At 40.2% G+C, this 17,277-nt stretch carries 25 protein-coding genes and 2 pseudogenes; 19 read left to right on the forward strand and 8 right to left on the reverse strand.

Features of this window, described 5'->3' with window-relative positions; genetic code table 11:
• Nucleotides 1-126: 126 nt before the first annotated feature.
• From KUH03_RS31470 to KUH03_RS31490, 8 genes and pseudogenes are all read right to left on the reverse strand, one after another.
• A pseudogene (locus KUH03_RS31470) lies at nucleotides 127-878 on the reverse strand (DUF6794 domain-containing protein).
• 158 nt (nucleotides 879-1,036) lie between these two features.
• Nucleotides 1,037-1,606 (reverse strand): KilA-N domain-containing protein, encoded by a 570-nt coding sequence (locus KUH03_RS31475; protein WP_257097479.1) that lies wholly within the window; start codon nucleotides 1,604-1,606, stop codon nucleotides 1,037-1,039.
• Nucleotides 1,607-1,915: 309 nt separating this feature from the next.
• Nucleotides 1,916-2,062: a hypothetical protein gene (locus KUH03_RS47020; RefSeq protein WP_306429224.1), complete on the reverse strand. Its 147-nt coding sequence runs from the start codon at nucleotides 2,060-2,062 to the stop codon at nucleotides 1,916-1,918.
• A gap of 24 nt (nucleotides 2,063-2,086) precedes the next feature.
• On the reverse strand, nucleotides 2,087-2,344 hold the full coding sequence (locus KUH03_RS47025) for a hypothetical protein (protein ID WP_306429225.1): 258 nt from the start codon (nucleotides 2,342-2,344) through the stop codon (nucleotides 2,087-2,089).
• Nucleotides 2,320-2,784, reverse strand: a complete 465-nt coding sequence (locus tag KUH03_RS47030; RefSeq protein ID WP_306429226.1) for an MFS transporter — start codon at nucleotides 2,782-2,784, stop codon at nucleotides 2,320-2,322. Before KUH03_RS47030 ends, KUH03_RS47025 begins: the two co-directional genes overlap by 25 nt.
• Nucleotides 2,741-3,157, reverse strand: coding sequence for an MFS transporter (locus KUH03_RS47035; RefSeq protein WP_306429227.1), 417 nt, complete (start codon nucleotides 3,155-3,157; stop codon nucleotides 2,741-2,743). The genes KUH03_RS47030 and KUH03_RS47035 overlap by 44 nt, the downstream gene beginning before the upstream one ends.
• Before the next feature lie 58 nt (nucleotides 3,158-3,215).
• Nucleotides 3,216-3,623 (reverse strand): helix-turn-helix domain-containing protein, encoded by a 408-nt coding sequence (locus KUH03_RS31485; RefSeq protein WP_257088293.1) that lies wholly within the window; start codon nucleotides 3,621-3,623, stop codon nucleotides 3,216-3,218.
• Between the two features lie 49 nt (nucleotides 3,624-3,672).
• Nucleotides 3,673-4,011 (reverse strand): hypothetical protein, encoded by a 339-nt coding sequence (locus tag KUH03_RS31490; RefSeq protein ID WP_257088294.1) that lies wholly within the window; start codon nucleotides 4,009-4,011, stop codon nucleotides 3,673-3,675.
• Between the two features lie 525 nt (nucleotides 4,012-4,536).
• On the opposite strand from KUH03_RS31490, the gene KUH03_RS31495 reads away from it, so the two are divergent.
• The 19 genes and pseudogenes from KUH03_RS31495 to KUH03_RS31580 all read left to right on the forward strand — a co-directional run bounded on the left by KUH03_RS31495 (nucleotide 4,537) and on the right by KUH03_RS31580 (nucleotide 16,986).
• Nucleotides 4,537-4,842 (forward strand): RNA polymerase sigma factor, encoded by a 306-nt coding sequence (locus KUH03_RS31495; protein ID WP_257088295.1) that lies wholly within the window; start codon nucleotides 4,537-4,539, stop codon nucleotides 4,840-4,842.
• Nucleotides 4,839-5,054, forward strand: coding sequence for a sigma factor-like helix-turn-helix DNA-binding protein (locus tag KUH03_RS49425; RefSeq protein ID WP_373564863.1), 216 nt, complete (start codon nucleotides 4,839-4,841; stop codon nucleotides 5,052-5,054). The genes KUH03_RS31495 and KUH03_RS49425 overlap by 4 nt, the downstream gene beginning before the upstream one ends.
• 349 nt (nucleotides 5,055-5,403) lie before the next feature.
• Complete coding sequence (locus KUH03_RS31505) at nucleotides 5,404-6,195, forward strand: FecR family protein (protein WP_257088296.1); 792 nt, start codon at nucleotides 5,404-5,406, stop codon at nucleotides 6,193-6,195.
• A complete protein-coding gene (locus KUH03_RS31510; RefSeq protein WP_257097483.1) occupies nucleotides 6,195-6,377 on the forward strand; it encodes a DUF4974 domain-containing protein in 183 nt (60 codons plus the stop codon). The genes KUH03_RS31505 and KUH03_RS31510 overlap by 1 nt, the downstream gene beginning before the upstream one ends.
• Before the next feature lie 234 nt (nucleotides 6,378-6,611).
• Nucleotides 6,612-6,821, forward strand: coding sequence for a hypothetical protein (locus KUH03_RS31515; RefSeq protein ID WP_257088297.1), 210 nt, complete (start codon nucleotides 6,612-6,614; stop codon nucleotides 6,819-6,821).
• 8 nt (nucleotides 6,822-6,829) lie between these two features.
• The gene (locus KUH03_RS31520; RefSeq protein ID WP_257088298.1) at nucleotides 6,830-7,150 is read left to right on the forward strand and encodes a hypothetical protein; all 321 of its coding nucleotides are present in this window, start codon (nucleotides 6,830-6,832) and stop codon (nucleotides 7,148-7,150) included.
• An 8-nt stretch (nucleotides 7,151-7,158) separates the two neighbouring features.
• Complete coding sequence (locus tag KUH03_RS31525; RefSeq protein WP_257088299.1) at nucleotides 7,159-7,662, forward strand: TonB-dependent receptor plug domain-containing protein; 504 nt, start codon at nucleotides 7,159-7,161, stop codon at nucleotides 7,660-7,662.
• Nucleotides 7,622-8,476, forward strand: coding sequence for a hypothetical protein (locus KUH03_RS31530; RefSeq protein ID WP_257088300.1), 855 nt, complete (start codon nucleotides 7,622-7,624; stop codon nucleotides 8,474-8,476). The genes KUH03_RS31525 and KUH03_RS31530 overlap by 41 nt, the downstream gene beginning before the upstream one ends.
• Complete coding sequence (locus KUH03_RS31535; protein ID WP_257088301.1) at nucleotides 8,436-9,425, forward strand: TonB-dependent receptor; 990 nt, start codon at nucleotides 8,436-8,438, stop codon at nucleotides 9,423-9,425. The genes KUH03_RS31530 and KUH03_RS31535 overlap by 41 nt, the downstream gene beginning before the upstream one ends.
• A gap of 32 nt (nucleotides 9,426-9,457) precedes the next feature.
• Complete coding sequence (locus KUH03_RS31540) at nucleotides 9,458-10,246, forward strand: hypothetical protein (RefSeq protein WP_257088302.1); 789 nt, start codon at nucleotides 9,458-9,460, stop codon at nucleotides 10,244-10,246.
• Nucleotides 10,247-10,335: 89 nt separating this feature from the next.
• The gene (locus KUH03_RS31545) at nucleotides 10,336-11,169 is read left to right on the forward strand and encodes a RagB/SusD family nutrient uptake outer membrane protein (RefSeq protein ID WP_257088303.1); all 834 of its coding nucleotides are present in this window, start codon (nucleotides 10,336-10,338) and stop codon (nucleotides 11,167-11,169) included.
• Nucleotides 11,170-11,182: 13 nt separating this feature from the next.
• Entirely contained in the window at nucleotides 11,183-11,686 is a 504-nt protein-coding gene (locus tag KUH03_RS31550; protein WP_257088304.1) for a RagB/SusD family nutrient uptake outer membrane protein, read from the forward strand.
• A 150-nt stretch (nucleotides 11,687-11,836) separates the two neighbouring features.
• Nucleotides 11,837-12,481: a DUF4369 domain-containing protein gene (locus KUH03_RS31555; RefSeq protein ID WP_257088305.1), complete on the forward strand. Its 645-nt coding sequence runs from the start codon at nucleotides 11,837-11,839 to the stop codon at nucleotides 12,479-12,481.
• Nucleotides 12,423-12,587, forward strand: coding sequence for a TlpA family protein disulfide reductase (locus tag KUH03_RS49430; RefSeq protein WP_373564520.1), 165 nt, complete (start codon nucleotides 12,423-12,425; stop codon nucleotides 12,585-12,587). The genes KUH03_RS31555 and KUH03_RS49430 overlap by 59 nt, the downstream gene beginning before the upstream one ends.
• 446 nt (nucleotides 12,588-13,033) lie before the next feature.
• A pseudogene (locus KUH03_RS31560) lies at nucleotides 13,034-13,546 on the forward strand (DUF4369 domain-containing protein); the annotation flags it as partial.
• The gene (locus KUH03_RS31565; RefSeq protein WP_257088306.1) at nucleotides 13,543-14,031 is read left to right on the forward strand and encodes a TlpA disulfide reductase family protein; all 489 of its coding nucleotides are present in this window, start codon (nucleotides 13,543-13,545) and stop codon (nucleotides 14,029-14,031) included. The pseudogene KUH03_RS31560 and the gene KUH03_RS31565, both read left to right, overlap by 4 nt.
• 7 nt (nucleotides 14,032-14,038) lie before the next feature.
• Entirely contained in the window at nucleotides 14,039-14,539 is a 501-nt protein-coding gene (locus tag KUH03_RS31570; RefSeq protein WP_257088307.1) for an insulinase family protein, read from the forward strand.
• On the forward strand, nucleotides 14,536-16,305 hold the full coding sequence (locus KUH03_RS31575; RefSeq protein ID WP_257088308.1) for a M16 family metallopeptidase: 1,770 nt from the start codon (nucleotides 14,536-14,538) through the stop codon (nucleotides 16,303-16,305). The genes KUH03_RS31570 and KUH03_RS31575 overlap by 4 nt, the downstream gene beginning before the upstream one ends.
• Nucleotides 16,306-16,386: 81 nt before the next feature.
• Nucleotides 16,387-16,986, forward strand: a complete 600-nt coding sequence (locus KUH03_RS31580) for an insulinase family protein (RefSeq protein ID WP_257088309.1) — start codon at nucleotides 16,387-16,389, stop codon at nucleotides 16,984-16,986.
• Nucleotides 16,987-17,277: the final 291 nt, after the last annotated feature.

Here is a 17,277-nt window from a genome sequence, read left to right on the forward strand (position 1 = left end):
ACTTGGACATGAATGCGAGTAGTAATTTTTTGGTCATTAATGGGATTTATATTTAAATATAACCATGGGTGTGTAAGTACAGGTCTTCTTCAACAATAGGGTATCTAAGTATGCCTTTTGTTTCATTTATGAGGTCCAATACTTTTTATAATATTTTAACTGCGATTTTACATCGGGATCTTTCCCCTTTAATTTTCTATAATAACTCGTTAGAATGATACCAGACATATCGTCAGGATGTCTTATTCCCTGTTTGTTGAAATATACAGAAAGCCTTGAACCTCCCAGAGCCCCCAGTTATTTCTCATCCACATTCCAAATCCGAAATGTGCACCAGCAGTAAACTCTGACTCTGTCATTTCTCTTACTTTATTCTTGGTGCTATCATCCCAGAATGAGTCTATTTGTACAAAACAATCTTCAAGGTTTTTCGGAATATAAATGCCCGCAATTGTATCAGCGCTCATCCGCTGTTTAATTTCCTTTTTCAATTTGTTTCCCTTCAGCTTGAATACTTTCAGGAGAGAATCTTCTTTTACATAACCCTCTGATAGCTGTAGTTTATAGTATTCCAAAACCACGTCTTTTTTGAAGTTATGGATTCCTTTATTATTTAAATATGTAAATAGTAAAGATTTTCGGGCAGAAAGAAGTGAATCAATTAATTCAAAATCGTTTTGAAGTTCATCGCTGGCAAATTCTTCGAACTCTTCCTCTTTAATACCTTTGATTAAATTTTTTAGGCTGTCCGGAACGTTAAGATTTAAGAATGAAGCTGTTTCTTTCAAATTTCTAGGGACGTTGTTTTGCGCAGAAGCAGAGGACAATGACAAAACAACTGATATAAGTACAAGTACTATAAATTTTTGCGTAGCCATATAATTGGTATAAAGCAGTTTTAAATTCGGGTAATTAGATTTTTAAATAGACACTTGAACTAATTTAATGAATTTATTATATCAGAAGATATTTATTTCTAAAATCTCTGACTGGCTAATTTGAGTCAAATTTGACTGGTAAAACTCGTGCTAGCTTCTTATTTCAATTTTTTAACGGCCTTATTTTCTATGAGTGACTTCATTTGGACCACCGCTACTTTATTCAGTTGTATAAACCGTTCATTTTGAGGTAGACCTTGTTGAATTAATAACGCATTTATACTTTCCATTTTGCTTAGCACGACTAACTGTTCTATGATCGCGTATTCTCGAATATTGCCCTTCTTGTCGGAATTAGTATCTCGCCATTCTTTCGCTGTCATTCCAAATAGTGCCACATTCAGCAGATCCGCTTCACTCGCATAAACGAAATTGGATTGTTGCTTGGTAATTTCTGCTGGAATAAGGTTTTCTTTGATAGCATCTGTATGGATTTGATAATTCAGCTTGGCTAAGGTTCTTTGTAAATTCCAGTTTAATTTTAAACGATCGTTTTCATCGTCTTTGAGACGTTGAAATTCTTTGATCAGGTAAATTTTAAAATTGGGGCTAATCCACATGCCGAATTCAAAAGCTATATCAGGATGTGCATAAGTCCCTCCATATCTTCCTGCGGTCACTTTTAAGCCGATGGCATTTGTCTTTTCAACCCAATCTTTAACACTGATTTTTTAGTTATTGAGTCCTGCCTGACTTTTAATTATGGCGAATTCGCCATAATTAAAAGTCAGGTTATAGATGCTTTCCCAAAGTCCAATAATTTTTATCTGATTTTGAAAGATGAGGATGGGAAACCGGGCCTGTGCACGTGTGGCTTCGGGGCTAGGCCCGTTTTTTCACAATCTTCGGTTTTCAATAAAACCAACTATCTTAGGATCAAAATTTAGATTACATAGAAAGCTCATAAATTTGTAAGTAGAAAAAATGAAATCCCTATTCAACGAAGTAAACCATAAAGGATAAAGTACAGATTACCCCTATTTACAGTTACCTTTTGATTTAAAAGCGATACGTACGATCACGACACTGATACCCATCAATAGAGCGGCAAGAAAGAAGGGAGCTCCTGTAAATTTAAAAGATGCGCTATCCCGTGTAAAGTAATAAAACAGATTCGTCATCATTGAGGACCTACAATTGCCGTGACACTAGCCAAGCTGGTCAAGGCCCCTTGAAGCTCCCCTGTGCATTTGCGGGTACATTTTTGTAATAACCGATTGTAGGGCAGGACCACATATACCGCCGAGACTATAAGGGATCAGGAAAGCAAACATCATCCAGCCTTCACTGGCAAATGCAAATAAAAGCAGGCCTATGGCATAACATAACAGACCACAGTAAATACTTCGTTGCTCACCTAATTTAGGTAAGGTCCACCGGATCAGCCCTCCCTGCACCAATCCCAACAGTAATCCCAGTAAACCCAGCGAATACCCCACCATTTGCTCATTCCATCCAAATTTGTACATGGTAAAAAATGCCAGTTGCTCTGCACGGCGTGGATACCGATGTAAGTCAATATCAATGCCGTCACAAGGCCCGAGATCTTGGGATATCTCACCAAAAATTTAAAGGAACCAATCGGATTGGCACGTTTCCAATCAAATGGTCTCCGTTTTTCCTTATCCAAACTTTCAGGTAGAATAAAATAGCCATAGAGGAAATTCAGTAGACATAGAGCTGCAGCAGCATAAAATGGAACCCTCGCCCCAAATTGTCCAAGCAAGCCACCGATTACGGGACCAATTATAAAACCAAGCCCGAGTGCGGCACCGATCATCCCAAAGTTTTTGGCTCGATCTTCATCTGTTGATATGTCCGCTATATACGCACTGGCGGTCGACATGCTGGCACCTGTAACCCCTGCAATTACCCTTCCCAGAAATAGCCAACTTATCGGGTGCTAACGCCAGGAAAATATAGTCTACGGCAAATCCAAAAAGTGAGATTAAAATAATTGGCCGTCGTCCGTATCTGTCACTGAGGTTACCTACGATAGGCGAAAATAAAAATTGCGTAAAGGCATAGGCAAAACCAAGCCATCCGCCGTAGGTAGCCGCTTCGCTGATATCCGCATGTATAAGTTCTTGAATAAGTTTTGGAACCACTGGAAGTATGATTCCCCATCCTGTAATGTCGATCAGCAAGGTCACAAATATAAAACCGATAGCTGCTTTTTTGTTGCGATTTTCATGCTGTAAAAGTAGGCAGCAATCCATCGCAGATGTTTTACACTTTTATGGTCTGTATGTACAATTTGTAAGATTGAGCAGATTATTATGGTCGGTTTCTGAAAACACCAGGTGAGGTACCAGATAGACGTTTAAAGAACCGGCAAAATACGCTTGGTTCATCAAAATTTAGCTGGTTGCTGATCTGTTTGATCGACAGACTGGTTGATTTGAGTAAGGTCTTGGCATGCATGAGTGTGACATAATCAATCCATTGTAAGATAGACTTTCCTGTTTTCTGTTTGAGGAAAGTAGAGAGGTATTGCGGTGTGAGATGGAGTTTCTCCGCATAAAAATAAACACTACGCTCTTGGGTGGCATATTTTGAAATCAACAGATAGAAGTCATCAATAATTTCATGTGTACGGCTTTTTACGGGATTATCGTGATCAGCTAGCGCGGTATAAGACTCCGAGATCAGGCTCATCAGTGAAATGACAAGATGCCGCAGCATTTCGATTTTTTAGGACTTTGATTTTTGTGATATACCTTTTGTATAAGGCTTAGCAATTCATTTTTATGGTCATTTCTTCAGCTTGAAGACTCAGTACAGGCTGCCAGCGAATCTGGTTGTTCATGACAAACTCATGCAGCATCGGAAATGCCGTAATAAAATCCAAAGAAAGACCGATGGTAATGATCTCTGCATTTTCAGTCATGGATAGCGTCTCTATCATTAATTGAGGTTGCACAATCGCAATCTGGCCTGCACAAAGTTCGTACTCCAAGAAATGGATACGGGCTTTCATAGAACCATTGACCATGAACGCAAGAATCAATCCATCAAATAGGCGTGGATGTTCTGCATACGCTTGCCCCTTGACGTGCTTTTGCTGGAGCACAGCAATTCCTTCTATCTTTTGGAACGATCAATATTGTATAGTTTATACACATTGTCGGAGGTAAGGGATAGTGCCATATTCAAATATCGTCAAATTCATTTGTATGGCAAATCTCGACTTTTCGGTATCGCTCAGATACTCCTCACATACCGCGTCTTTTCCCCAGATCCTATTATCTACAGACTTCTTTTGCTATACGAACTAGCACAGCTGTCCCAGACATTGGTAATGATAATAGGGAGGTATTATCAGTGTTGGAAGCAATGCTAAATTGTTTCAAAGTTTTCACTATCTATGTCTGTAAAATATTGTGGCGTAAATAATTCTAGCGCAGCTTTATTTAATATTAAAATAGAGCATAACGGTAAGTGTGCAATTTAGAAAAGCTATATATTATCCCATGACAATAAAATTTCAAAATGCAATCTTATTTTATATTATTTTCCTACTATTGTAGTAGATAAATGAATTTTGACATTTCCTATGCTTATTGAGTTGTGTTTTTAATGCAGCCGTACAAATAAAATGAACAAGTATAAAGTTTTGACAGATAGTAATCTTGTTTCTTTGCTTAAACAAAGAGATCGGAATGCCTTTGCCGAAATTTACGATAGATACAGCATGATGATTTATTACAAGGTCAACCAGATGCTCCGCGATGAGCATGCAGCCAAAGATCTTGTACAAGATCTCTTTACCTCAATTTGGGAAAAGTCAGATCTTATCAGAGATAATGTTGGGATCTCGTCATATCTTTACGTTGCATCGCGAAATCGTGTCCTTAACTATATTCAAAGAGGAAAACTAAAAGCGACTATCTGGCTGAAATAGGAAAATATAGCCTACAGGTTAGTGATGAAACACTTGAAAAGCTAGACGAAAAGGATCTTATGCTGTTGATAACAAGTGAAATTGCAAAACTGCCAGCTAAGATGCGAGAAGTATTCGAATTGAGTAGATTGGAAGATTTGTCCCACCGCGAAATTGCGGAAAGGTTGAATTTGAGTGAATCCACAGTGAAAAGCAAGTACAAAATGCGCTAAAGATATTAAAGGTTAGACTTGCCCATTATAATTCTCTTGGCATCATGCTGTTGATTTTTCTCCGAAGCAACTAAACCAATATATACCATCATTTATTCTTTTTAAGAATTTTTATTTTTTTCAGTTCTTCTACTCCCAAAGCTTTTTCCAACTGTATTATACTAGTTAATGGATATAAACCTCGATTTCGATTTATGGATAAGGAACTTGGAACACAGCTTATAAATAAATATCTTTCTGGTCAGGCAACACACAAAGAAACCCGTGTTGTTGAGGAATGGTATGCTTTTAACCGCGTCGAGGAGCCGTCTATTGATTCCCTGAGGATTTTATACGCATAAAGTCGGAAATGTGGAATGCAATCGATCATCAATCAAAGCATCATGTTAAAGTTCTGCCAATACGGAGGTGGCTAGCTTATGTCGCAGCGATCTTAATGATTGTGGGGAGTGTCGGAATTTACAAACTGCATGAAAAACAACAAGTGTATACCATAGACACTTACGCTGGACCAACAATTAAAGCAGGTCATACTGGGGCGACTTTGACCTTGTCAGATGGTTCTACTATAGATCTTTCCAACGCTAAAGTTGGCGAACTCTTGACTAAACAAGGGATGACAATTTCTAAGAATGGGCAGGGAGTGGTGGTTTACAGTCAAAACAGTTCCATTAAAGGTGTAAGCGAAGTTATCAAAAATACGATTACGACAAGAAATGGTGAAATCTACCAGGTCGTTCTACCCGACGGTTCTAAAGTTTGGCTTAATGCCGGATCCAGTTTGACCTTTGATTCTGATCTGCTGAATAGTGAAAAACGCATTGTTCAATTAATAGGAGAAGGGTATTTTGAAGTAAGTAAGCGTGATAAACCATTTATTGTTAGGACAGCATCACAGCAGGTACGCGTTCTTGGTACCCATTTTAATATCAATGCATATTCAGAATCGAAGGGACTGGTCAGGACCACCCTTGTCGAGGGGCGGGTCAATGTGGTGACTACGAAGGGCGAGCAGTTGATCAAGCCGGGGAGCAGGCTGTTAACCGACGCGGTGATATCGACGTCCACGAGCAAGATACCGAAGACATACTTGCCTGGAAGAACGGATATTTTAAAATTGACGGGGAACTTTCCGAGGTGATGTTATCCTTAGGCCGTTGGTACAATATGGAAGTTCAATTTACCGAAAATACGCCAAAAGAGTTAAAATTATGGGGTTTTGTCTCCAGGTCGAATGACTTGATTACAACACTTCGACAGATTGAACGAACTAATAAAGTAAAATTTAAAATAAAAGAAAGGACAATTATTGTAACAGACTAGCTTGATCCGTATGAGATCAATAAGAGCGCATTTGCTGCAGAAAATTCAGAAAGACCGCAAGGTGTCCTACCACCTCGCGGTTATAAGAAAATGATGCTGTAGCTGAAAATGCCAACTTAAAGACAAACGACACAAATCAGTTTATGAACCATCTAACCAAAACAAAAGTATGAAAAAAATGCGCTATTGGGTACTTTTCACCATGAGCGGTCACTACCTAAATTTTTATTGATTATGAAATTAGTTTTATTTATCATGACATGTCTACTAATGCATACCTATGGGGCTACGTATGCACAACGTGTCAGGATAATGGAGCGAAACGCTACTTTGGAACAGCTTGTAAAGCAGATGCGACAGCAGACCGGATATGACTTTTTGCTGGATAAAGATATTCTGCGACAACATCGATCGATCAGTGTAGACTTGAAAATGTTGACTTAGTACGGGCCTTGCAGTCCATTGTTAAAGGGCGAAATCTCAGCTTTTCTATTGAGGATAAATCGGTCGTGATTACAAGTACTCAGGATGCCAACTCGAAACCCGTCTCTCCGGACGGTAACAAGACTGGTAAAACAGAAGCTTCAGCCCGAACCAATGACCTTGTTTTTGGCTCAAATAACCCTATTGACGTTACCGGCAAAGTGGTAGATGAAAATGGCAAACCGCTACCTGATGCATCAATTGCCGTATTGGGGGCACTCAATCGACCAGAACAAATGGAGATGGTGAGTTTACACTCAAAGGCGTTGATGAAAAAGGGACTTTACTGATCTCCTATGTGGGCTTCGAACCAAAACAGATAAAGGTATCTTCTCATATCGGACAGATCAAGATGCAGAAAGCTGTAGGTCAATTGCAGGAAGTTCAGGTGATCAATACCGGTTATCAAACGATTTCCAAAGAGCGCAGTACAGGATCCTATGCCAAGCCCAATATGACCATCCTGGAAAATCGAACCGGCAGCATGAATATATTGCAGCGTCTTGATGGATTAATTGCGGGGCTGACAGTGAATAATGCACCAAATGCTTCACAAAATCCATTTCTTGTTCGTGGACTGTCAACAATTGGTGTACGTAGTCCAGAAGGCAATGGATATGTTGGCACCAATAGAAATCCGCTCTTTGTGGTTGATGGTATACCTATTGATGATGTATCCAGTATCAATCCACAAGATGTCGCTGACATTACGGTGCTCAAGGATGCGACAGCTGCCTCCATCTGGGGTGCAAGAGCTTCCAATGGCGTCATCGTCATCACAACAAAAAAAAGGAGCCAATGACGATAAATTAAGGATAAACTATGATGCATTTGTCAATTTCCAGGGTAGACCAGACCTGAATTATTTTAAAACCCTCAATAGTAAAGAATTTATACAGGCATCAAATGAAACATTTGATGCAGAGATCTATCCTTGGGAAAGTGTATTTCCATACGTGTCTGGTGGTAGCGGTGTTGCACCTCATCAGCAGATTCAATATGATCTGGCCCGGGGACTGATTAGTTCTGCTGCCGCAAAAGAACGTCTGGATAGTCTGGCAACAATAGATAATAGAAAGCAGATTAGGGATCTGGCTTACAGAAATGCATCCCTAATGAATCATACACTGTCATTTTCGAAAGGCGGAAAAGCTTATTCAGCGTATGGCTCTGGAGCCTACACAAATTTGGTCAGTAGCCAGCCCGGTGATAAGAATAGTACCTATAAACTCAATCTTCGTCAAGATCTACAGGTCGGTAAGTTTATCCAGCTGAATCTTATTAATGACCTTACCTATGGCGTTAACAGCGCAAAGAGGAATGTTCAGATTACGCCGAATTTTTATCCTTATCAATTGCTCCGGGACGAGAAAGGGCGAAATCTGTCCATGCCCTACATGGGTGAAGTCAGTGAAGAGGTACGAAACGATTTTGAAGCACGCAGCAGAATTAGCTTGGATTACAATCCTTTGGATGAAACCAATTATGGCCATACCGAAAGCAATAATTTCCTGAGCCGCAATGTACTTGGCCTAAGTATAAAGCTCTGGGATGGATTGAAACTTGAAGGAACCTATGGCTATACAAAAGGAACAGGAAAAAACCGAGATCTATGATGATATCCGAAGCTACCTGGTTCGGAACGAGCTTGTGCAATTTACTGTTGCACCGACGATGGAATCCACTCCTGTTTATTACCTGCCCAATAATGGTGGAAAATATAGTATCAATAATCAAAATAGGCAGAGTTGGACGGTAAGGAATCAGTTGAGCTATAACAAGAGCTGGGATGAGGACATGCATCAGCTAAGTGCATTAGTGGGGCATGAAGCACAGGAGCTATTGGTCAACAACAATGGCAGCACGGTCAGAGGATATAACGAACTCTTACAGACTTACGGCGCCATTGACTATGCGACACTTGGTGTCAAAGGTCTCGCAGATCCTGTCATGCCAAATCGTGGGAGCCAAAGTCTATTGAGCAACGACAACTTTATCCGGACCGAGTTCCTGACCCGGTTTGTTTCCTATTATGCTAATCTTGCGTACAATTACAATCGCAAGTACGCATTGAACGGTAGTTTTCGTATAGATAGAAGTAATTTATTTGGGCTTGATAAATCCGCTCAGAACAGACCTGTCTGGAGCATCGGTGGGAAATGGATCATGAGCTCCGAAGGCTTCATGGCCAGTACAAAATGGTTGGATAATTTAGCCCTCCGGGCTACCTACGGATTGACCGGTAACTCACCCGACCCCGGTATCGCAGCTTCGCAGGATATCTTAAACGCCATTCAGAATGGCAATTTACCGGGTGGGACAGGCGTTGTAATCGGTACACCCGCCAATTCAAAACTTACTTGGGAAAGCACGAAAAATATAAATCTGGGGATCGATTTTGGGCTATTTGACAACCGTGTCAGCGGTACACTTGACCTTTATCAGAAAAAGACAACGGATATGCTCGGTGTTTTTCCGACCAATGCTTTTAGCGGTTATTCGACCATCATTGGAAATCTTGGGGACATGCAAAATAGAGGAATTGAGCTGAGTTTAAATACCTAAATATCAAAAAAGGCGACTTTAAGTGGAGTACTGTGTTTAATGTTGCCTACAATAAAAATAAGATCACCAAACTAAATGTAGAGTCGCCGGTCAACTCCGGTATGGACCGCATTTGGCAAAATTATCTGGAAGGGTTTCCGGCTTTTGCGCTCTTTGCGTACAATTTTGTTGGATTGGATGAACTGGGAGATCCACAGATACGTCTTGCGGATGGCTCTGTGACCAAAACACCCAATGCGGCGAAGGCGACAGATGTGATTTTCAAGGGCACCTATCAACCCATCTGGAGCGGTGGAATGGCCAACGTTTTTAACTATAAAAGACTGACTTTAAGTGCCAATGCAATTTTTAACCTGGGACATGTGATGCGAAGTGATGTAAATACCGTTTATACCGATCGGCTGTATCACGCTAATGCCCTTCGGGATGGGTTAACAACCGGAAATCTGCATAGTGACTTTGCCAAGCGATGGAAGCAGCCCGGAGACGAATTGAATACCAATATTCCATCCTATGTTTCCAATTCATCGCTGAGCTATAGCCGTCGAGATATTCAATATTACACCTACGCTGATGTCAATGCCGTCAGTGCGTCTTATATAAAATTACGGGATATTACCCTAGGGTATAGCTTGGCGGAATCCTTAATGAATAAATTGCATACCGAGCAAATTACATTACGGATGCAGCTATCGAACCTGATGCTGTGGAAGGCCAATAAGGAAGATATTGATCCAGAATTTATCGATGCCACGACTGGTATACGCAGTATGTTATTTAGCCAGGGGACTCTTTCATTCGGAGTAAATGTAAAATTTTAATGTAAAGCAGATGACAATGACAAAAAGATTTAAAATTGGGGTAGTTCTGGCGGCTGCTATAAGTTTTACCTCCGCCTGTAAAAGGATTTTTGGAAGTCACACCAAAAGGGCGCCTGATAGCGCAGAAAGTTTCAGATTATGACCTACTACTGAACAATCTTGATATGGTCAATATCAGTACCAATTCCCAGGTGGCGATGAGCGATGAAATAGCGGCTGTTCAGCCTTATTTCGATGGAGCTAGTCTAAAAACACAACGCCTATTTCGTTGGGAAGCGGTTATTTATGAAGCTTCGGAGAATGCTACTGAGATGGACATGCCGATGAAAAATATCTACACCTTCAATAAGATCATCCAAGAACTGCCGGCGGCCACTGATGGCACAGCACAACAGAAACGGTCCATTGCTGCCGAAGCTATGGCTGGAAGAGCTTGGACTTATTTTCTGTTAGTGAATTATTTTGGTAAACCTTATGATGCCAATACGGCTGGGACAGATCCCGGGTTTCCAATTTTGACCAAAGCCGATGTCACAGAGAATAAATTTACACGGGCCAGTGTTAAAGAGGTCTACGAGTTTATAATTAATGATTTAAATAAGGCGATACCTGATTTGCCGGCAAAGACAACTCATTCCATGCGCATGTCGAAAGCTGCGGCCGAAGGCTTGCTGGGCAAGGTCTATCTTTTTATGGGTAAACCCGAATTAGCTTTGCCTCATTTTGATGCTTCACTATTGGCAGCAGCAAATTCGGCCATTCCTTTAGCATTATATGACTACAATAAAACCTTGGCTCCAGGAGGTGAATTTTTGCCGATTGGATCTTATGGACCATCTTATCCCAGTGCTGTAAACAATAGAGAGTGCGTTTATAATAAACAGTCCAGTAATTTTGGACCTTCTTCTATAATGAGTTTGTGATTGACAAAAGACTGTGAACCTTTTTGAAAGCACTGATTTACGACTTAAGTTTTACTCAAGGAATGCTTATTATGGGCCAGAATATCCCACAGGATTGCTCCGTAAAATGGGGCCAACATCTTTTCAGTATGGAATCTTGCTTCCGGACCTGTACTTGTTACGGGCCGAGTGTAAAGCGAGATTAGGCGATTTGACGGGGGCAAAGGCTGATGTAGAACAGCTGCGGAAAAACAGAATGCCATCGGCCAATGCAGTTGTTCCGGCGGCAATTGCAGGACAACAGCTTGTACTGCTCAACTTTATATTGGAAGAACGTATACGGGAGTTTGCCCTGAGTGGATACCGATGGTTTGATATGCGCCGTCTGTCTGTCGATCCCTTATTCAAGGCAAAGACTTATACCCACACACTTTATGCAGTGACGGGGCTGTCGCCGGTACTTTTACACTTAAACCCGAACGTTTGGTATTACGCTTCCACAAAAGGTAATGGATCAAAATCCCGGGATGGAAAATAACCCTTAAAAAAGATATAAGTTTCATTTAAATAATTGAAAAATGATAAAAATTACAATCGCTACATTAGCTAGCCTGGCCGCGCTTTGCGCCAATGCGCAGCAATCTTTCTCCATACAAGGCCAACTTTCTGGCCATCATGACGGGAAAAAGTGCTATTGCAGTATCCTAATCCAGAAGGATTGAAAGACCCTATAAAAGATTCCACCTATGTCAAAAACGGCGCGTTCAAATTTAAAGGCAAGCTATTTAAAGATGTAGAACAGGCCATATTGATTCTGAGTGAGCCCAATGAAAATGTAGATCTTTCTGAATATTGGAAATATTATGAAAGAGACCTGCAATATATTATGCTCGAAAACGACAGCTTTCAATTATCGGGCCCAACGATCAAACAAGCCCATATAACAGGTGGTAAAGTACAAGCGGATTTTAACTTGCTCAATGAACAGCTCAAACCCTGGAAAGAGAGAATGCAGTTACTTTCTCAAGAGTCTTTAAAACTTAGCAGAAGCGGGCAGGAGAAGGCTGCGGAGGCGCTTTGGCCAAAAATGAAGCCAATTACTGCTGAAATAGAACAGATAGAAAATAACTTTAGAATCAGCCACCCCGATTCCTTTGTGAGTCTCTATCTGATTGATATGAAAGGTGGTATTGATCATCCGGATTTTGAATCTCAATTTAATGCACTAAGCCCACGCGTTCAAAATTCAGACCTTGGAAAAAAATGGATTCCACATGGAAAGCAACCCAAGTTGTTGCTGCCGGCAACAAGGCATTGGACTTTACCTAAATAGTACACAGGGACAACCAGTCTCATTATCGTCTTTCAAAGGTAAGTATGTATTGCTTGATTTTTGGGCTAGCTGGTGCAGTCCCTGCCGGGATCTTCACCCCATATGATCAAAGTATACGAAAAATATAAAAATAAAAATTTTGAGATCGTTGCAGTCTCCATGGATAGTAAAAAGAAGCCTGGCTAAAAGCCATCAAACAAGATGGAATCCCCTGGATACAGTTAAGTGATTTAAAAGGTCTTAAAAATCAGGCGGCGATTCTTTACGGCATTACGGGTATTCCACAAAACTTTTTAATCGATCCCGATGGTATTATTATTGGCAAAGAGCTAAAGGGAGAAGCACTGGACAAAAGACTTGCTGAGGTCCTGGATGTAAAATAATGTATTCAGCATTTAACGCTAAAAAAACACACATGATAAAGATTGTATTATTTACCATAATGAGCCTAATTGGGCTCTATGGTAGCGCTCAGGACGCTTACATTATTAAAGGAAAATTGTCGGGCAATCACGAAGGGCATAAAGTTTTTTTGCGCTATATGAATCGAATGGCCTTAAAGAGTTTATTGTAGATTCGACCTATGTCAAAAATGGGAATTTTATATTGAAAGGCACACTTGCCAGTGATATGGTAAGTGCTAAATTGCATATCACTGCCGTCGGAAAGGAACTGGATCCGCTAGACTGGAAAAATTATCATAAACTGGATCAGCAGGAATTTATGCTTCAAAATGCCGAATTTCATGTTGCCGGACCCAATATCAAGCAAGCCCGTATTACCGGTGGTCCTGTTCAGACCGATTATTTGGTTTTATCGGATATTGTAAAGCCGCTTCAGCAAAAAGCAGATTTGATTTCAAAACAGATGATGGAAAATGCTGCCGCTGGTCATTCGGAGGCCAATAAAGAGCTCGGACCGAAATACAGCAACATGGCTAAAGCCATAGAAGACGCAGAGCTGAAGTTCCTTGATACGCACCCAAATTCATTTGCCAGTCTCCTTATTGTCAGCAATCAAATGGGGTTGAAAATCCAAAGTTTGAAGAGCGTTTCAATAAGTTGAGCAAGCGTGCCCGCAGTTTATCATTGGCGAAGGCTCTTCAAGAACAGTTAAATGCGCAAAAAACGGTTGACATCGGAAAGCATGCCATTGATTTTGTGATGGACAATGACAAAGGGCAACCTATTTCATTTTCTTCCTTCAAAGGTAAGTATGTATTGCTTGATTTTTGGGCCAGCTGGTGCGGTCCTTGCCGCTCTGAAATGCCATTCATTAATGAAATTTACCAAAAGTATAAAGACAAAAATTTCGAAGTTGTTGCGGTTTCAATAGATAGCAAGAAAGATCATTGGCTAAAGGCGATTAAAGAAGACAAAATGTCCTGGATTCAGTTGAGCGATTTAAAAGGGTATAAAAATGATGTGGCCTTAAAATATGGGGTCATGGCAATACCGCGTAATTTCCTGATCAATCCGGAAGGCGTTATTATCGCAAAAGACCTGCGTGGAGAGGACATTGAAAAGGAATTGAGCAGAATTATTAAATAAAAATCGAATGATAACTAAATTCAATATTTGCAGGAAAGTTTTACTGGCATGTGCTTTTGTATTATTAGCTAATTGCATGCAGGCGCAATCCCGTTATCAATGGAAGACAGGCTCATCCGATGGTTATAGTTACAGGTATGTAAGTAACGATCCTACCCAGTCGCGTTTTTATACATTAAAAAATGGATTAACGGTTATTCTCAGTAAAAATACCAAGCAACCACGTATTCAGACCTATATCGCAACAAAAGCCGGGAGTAAGACCGATCCCAAAGAGCATACCGGATTGGCACATTATCTTGAGCACATGCTTTTCAAAGGAACGGACAGGTATGGCAGCTCGGATTGGCATAAAGAAGAACCTTTGTTAGGTCAGATCTATGCACTTTATGAAAAGTATAACCATAGCAGAGATACGGCCGAGCGCAGGGCTATCTATAAGCAGATAGACCTGGTTTCCGGGAAGCTTCGAAATTTGCCATACCCAATGAATACGATAAACTCATGAGTAATATGGGCGCAAAAGGAAGCAATGCTTTTACTTCTTTTGAGCAGACCGTATACGTTGAAGATATTCCCAATAATGTCATTGACAAATACCTGAGCGTGCAGGCGGAGCGTTTTCGAAATCCAGTTTTACGGTTATTCCATACCGAATTGGAATCGGTCTATGAAGAGAAGAATATCAACTTGGATAAAGACGATAGGAAGGTGATGGAGGCTATGTTTGAGGCAATTTTTCCTAATAATAATTATGGGAAACAAACCGTTCTGGGTTCGGTCGAACATCTTAAAAACCCATCATTAAAAGCAATACAGCAATATTATGAAACCTATTATGTGCCCAATAATATGGCGATAATTATGTCAGGTGATTTTGATCCTAAGGCGGTGATCAAACGTATTGATCAAGCTTTCGGTTATATGGTTTCCAAACCCGTTCCTGAATATATTTTCGAAAAAGAACAACCTATTATTCATCCAATTTCCAGAACAGTTACAGGCCCGTCCGCTGAATACCTGACGATGGGATTTCGTTTTCCGGGAGCATCAAGCCCCGATGCACAAATGCTCAATCTTGTGGCTGACATGCTGTCAAATCGTGCTGCCGGCCTGATGGATATCAATCTGGTGAAATCACAGAAACTATTAAGTGTTGCCGCATATCCCCAACTTCTAAAAGATTATTCGATCCTTACAATTGAAGGTAGTCCAGTAGAAGGACAAACATTGGAAGAAGTAAAAAAACTGTTATTAGGTGAAATCTATAAATTACAGCATGGTGATTTTTCTGAAGATTTGATTACTTCGATTGTCAATAATGAGAAAAAATCTGAGATGAGAAAATTAGGAAATAGCCCTAGTGTAGCCTATGATCTATTATCCAATTTTACTTCAGAGCTCGATTGGGCAAAAGAACTGGATTACACGCATCTATTGTCAAAGATAACGAAAGAGGATATTATCCATTTTGCAAATAAGTATCTTTCCGATAGCAATTATGTCGTTATTTATAAAAGACAGGGTATTGATACCGGCGTGGTAAAGGTATTCAAGCCTGCAATTACGCCAGTGACTGTTAACCGACTTGCCGAATCTACCTTTTTTAAACAGATTAGTGCAATCGCTGAGCAGCCTATACGGCCCCATTGGATTGATTTTAATCAAGACCTGTCAAAATTCAAATTGCTGGATCTTGATGTTTTAGCCGTACACAATCAGGAGAACGAGCTTTTTAACTTGACCTATCAGTTTGATATTGGCCAATGGGACAACAAACTATTGGATCTTGCCATCGGTTATCTTGAATTTTTAGGGACAAAAGAGAAGAGTAGCGAAAAATTTAGTCGGGAATTCTATAAGCTTGCGTCTGACTTTCATGCTTCTTCCGGCAATGAAGAAAGTATGATCAGTATTTCTGGGTTGAACAGTAACTTTGACGTATCCGTCGATTTATTACATGATCTGCTTCACCACTGTGTTGCCGATGAAGTTGCCTTTAAGTCTTACATTGAGCGTGTCAAAAAAATGCGTGCCAATGACAAGGAAGATAAGGGAGCTATTATGGAAGGATTAAAGGCTTACGCGCAATATGGTGCCAAAAGCCCATTTAATTTCACGTTAACTGACCGAGAGCTCGATATGCTAAAAGCAGAAGACCTAGTCACTGTATTGCACAATCTAGCTGATGTCAAACCTCGTATTTTTATACTATGGCCCCCAATCTGTCAACGAATTGATGAAAAATTTAAAACCATTAAAAAATGGCAGTAGTGCATATTATAAAATGGCTAAGGGGAAAAGTTCGAGGAAAAGCCGACGGTTGAAAATAAGGTTTTGTTTGCACATTATCCGATGAAGCAGACGGAGATATTTTGGGTTCGAACCGCAGGTTTATTTGATCGGCAGCTAATGCCTACAGTAGCCTTCTATAATGGATACTTTGGTGGTGGAATAGGTAGTATTGTTTTCCAGACACTTCGCGAATCCAAAGCTTTAGCCTATTCTACCTATGCTTATTATAAGCAGCCTCAAAAGAAGGAAAATCATGAAATTGTGGAAGCATATATCGGAACGCAATCCGATAAGTTTAAAGATGCTGTCAGTGGAATGAATGAACTCCTCACTGATTTGCCTGAATCAAAGATAGGGGTAGAGTCCGTTCGTGAAAATCTGCTGAAATCATTAGCAAGTGAGCGCATCACAGGAGCTGGCGTTCTTTTAAGCTATTTGGAAGCACAGCGTCGCGGTCTCTTAGCAGATCCCAGGAGAGCAATCTTTGAAGCAATTCCTAAGCTTACTTACAATGATCTTAAGGCTTTTCACGTGAATAAAATTAGCCATAAGCCCTTTACCTATTGTATTATAGGAGATGAGAAAGATTTGAAAGATAGTAATCTATCAAGCTTTGGTGATATCAAAAAAGTCAGCCTAAGTGAAATATTTGGATATTAATCCGATTCAAAAAAATGTTTCAATGTTTATCGTGTATTGGGGCCACATCTTGTATGATGGCCCTTTTTACTGTCTAAGTATGAGACTTAGCAATTCATTAGTATGGTAATTACAGAGACATTTCGGTATCTCCCAGATCCCGCGCTTACATAACCTTTTATTTTCTTCAGATAACGATCTTGCACCGATTCAATGAGGCGAAATGTTTTCTTTTCTACAATACAATTTACTACCTTTCGTCCCACAATCTATTTGATGGACTATGGCTACGATATTTCTTTTCATTGCTAT

Source organism: Sphingobacterium sp. E70, from assembly GCF_019285695.1.
GTDB classification, from domain to species: domain Bacteria; phylum Bacteroidota; class Bacteroidia; order Sphingobacteriales; family Sphingobacteriaceae; genus Sphingobacterium; species Sphingobacterium detergens.

Coding starts and splice junctions, on each gene's coding strand:
- KUH03_RS47020 (WP_306429224.1), bottom strand. CDS start 2,062: ATGATGACGAATCTGTTTTATTACTTTACACGGGATAGCGCATCTTTT.
- KUH03_RS47030 (WP_306429226.1), bottom strand. CDS start 2,784: ATGTCGACCGCCAGTGCGTATATAGCGGACATATCAACAGATGAAGAT.
- KUH03_RS47035 (WP_306429227.1), bottom strand. CDS start 3,157: ATGGATTGCTGCCTACTTTTACAGCATGAAAATCGCAACAAAAAAGCA.
- KUH03_RS31485 (WP_257088293.1), bottom strand. CDS start 3,623: ATGCTGCGGCATCTTGTCATTTCACTGATGAGCCTGATCTCGGAGTCT.
- KUH03_RS31495 (WP_257088295.1), top strand. CDS start 4,537: ATGAACAAGTATAAAGTTTTGACAGATAGTAATCTTGTTTCTTTGCTT.
- KUH03_RS31505 (WP_257088296.1), top strand. CDS start 5,404: ATGTGGAATGCAATCGATCATCAATCAAAGCATCATGTTAAAGTTCTG.
- KUH03_RS31510 (WP_257097483.1), top strand. CDS start 6,195: ATGTTATCCTTAGGCCGTTGGTACAATATGGAAGTTCAATTTACCGAA.
- KUH03_RS31515 (WP_257088297.1), top strand. CDS start 6,612: ATGAAATTAGTTTTATTTATCATGACATGTCTACTAATGCATACCTAT.
- KUH03_RS31530 (WP_257088300.1), top strand. CDS start 7,622: ATGGCGTCATCGTCATCACAACAAAAAAAAGGAGCCAATGACGATAAA.
- KUH03_RS31535 (WP_257088301.1), top strand. CDS start 8,436: ATGGCTATACAAAAGGAACAGGAAAAAACCGAGATCTATGATGATATC.
- KUH03_RS49430 (WP_373564520.1), top strand. CDS start 12,423: ATGGAAAGCAACCCAAGTTGTTGCTGCCGGCAACAAGGCATTGGACTT.
- KUH03_RS31570 (WP_257088307.1), top strand. CDS start 14,039: ATGATAACTAAATTCAATATTTGCAGGAAAGTTTTACTGGCATGTGCT.
- KUH03_RS31575 (WP_257088308.1), top strand. CDS start 14,536: ATGAGTAATATGGGCGCAAAAGGAAGCAATGCTTTTACTTCTTTTGAG.
- KUH03_RS31580 (WP_257088309.1), top strand. CDS start 16,387: ATGAAGCAGACGGAGATATTTTGGGTTCGAACCGCAGGTTTATTTGAT.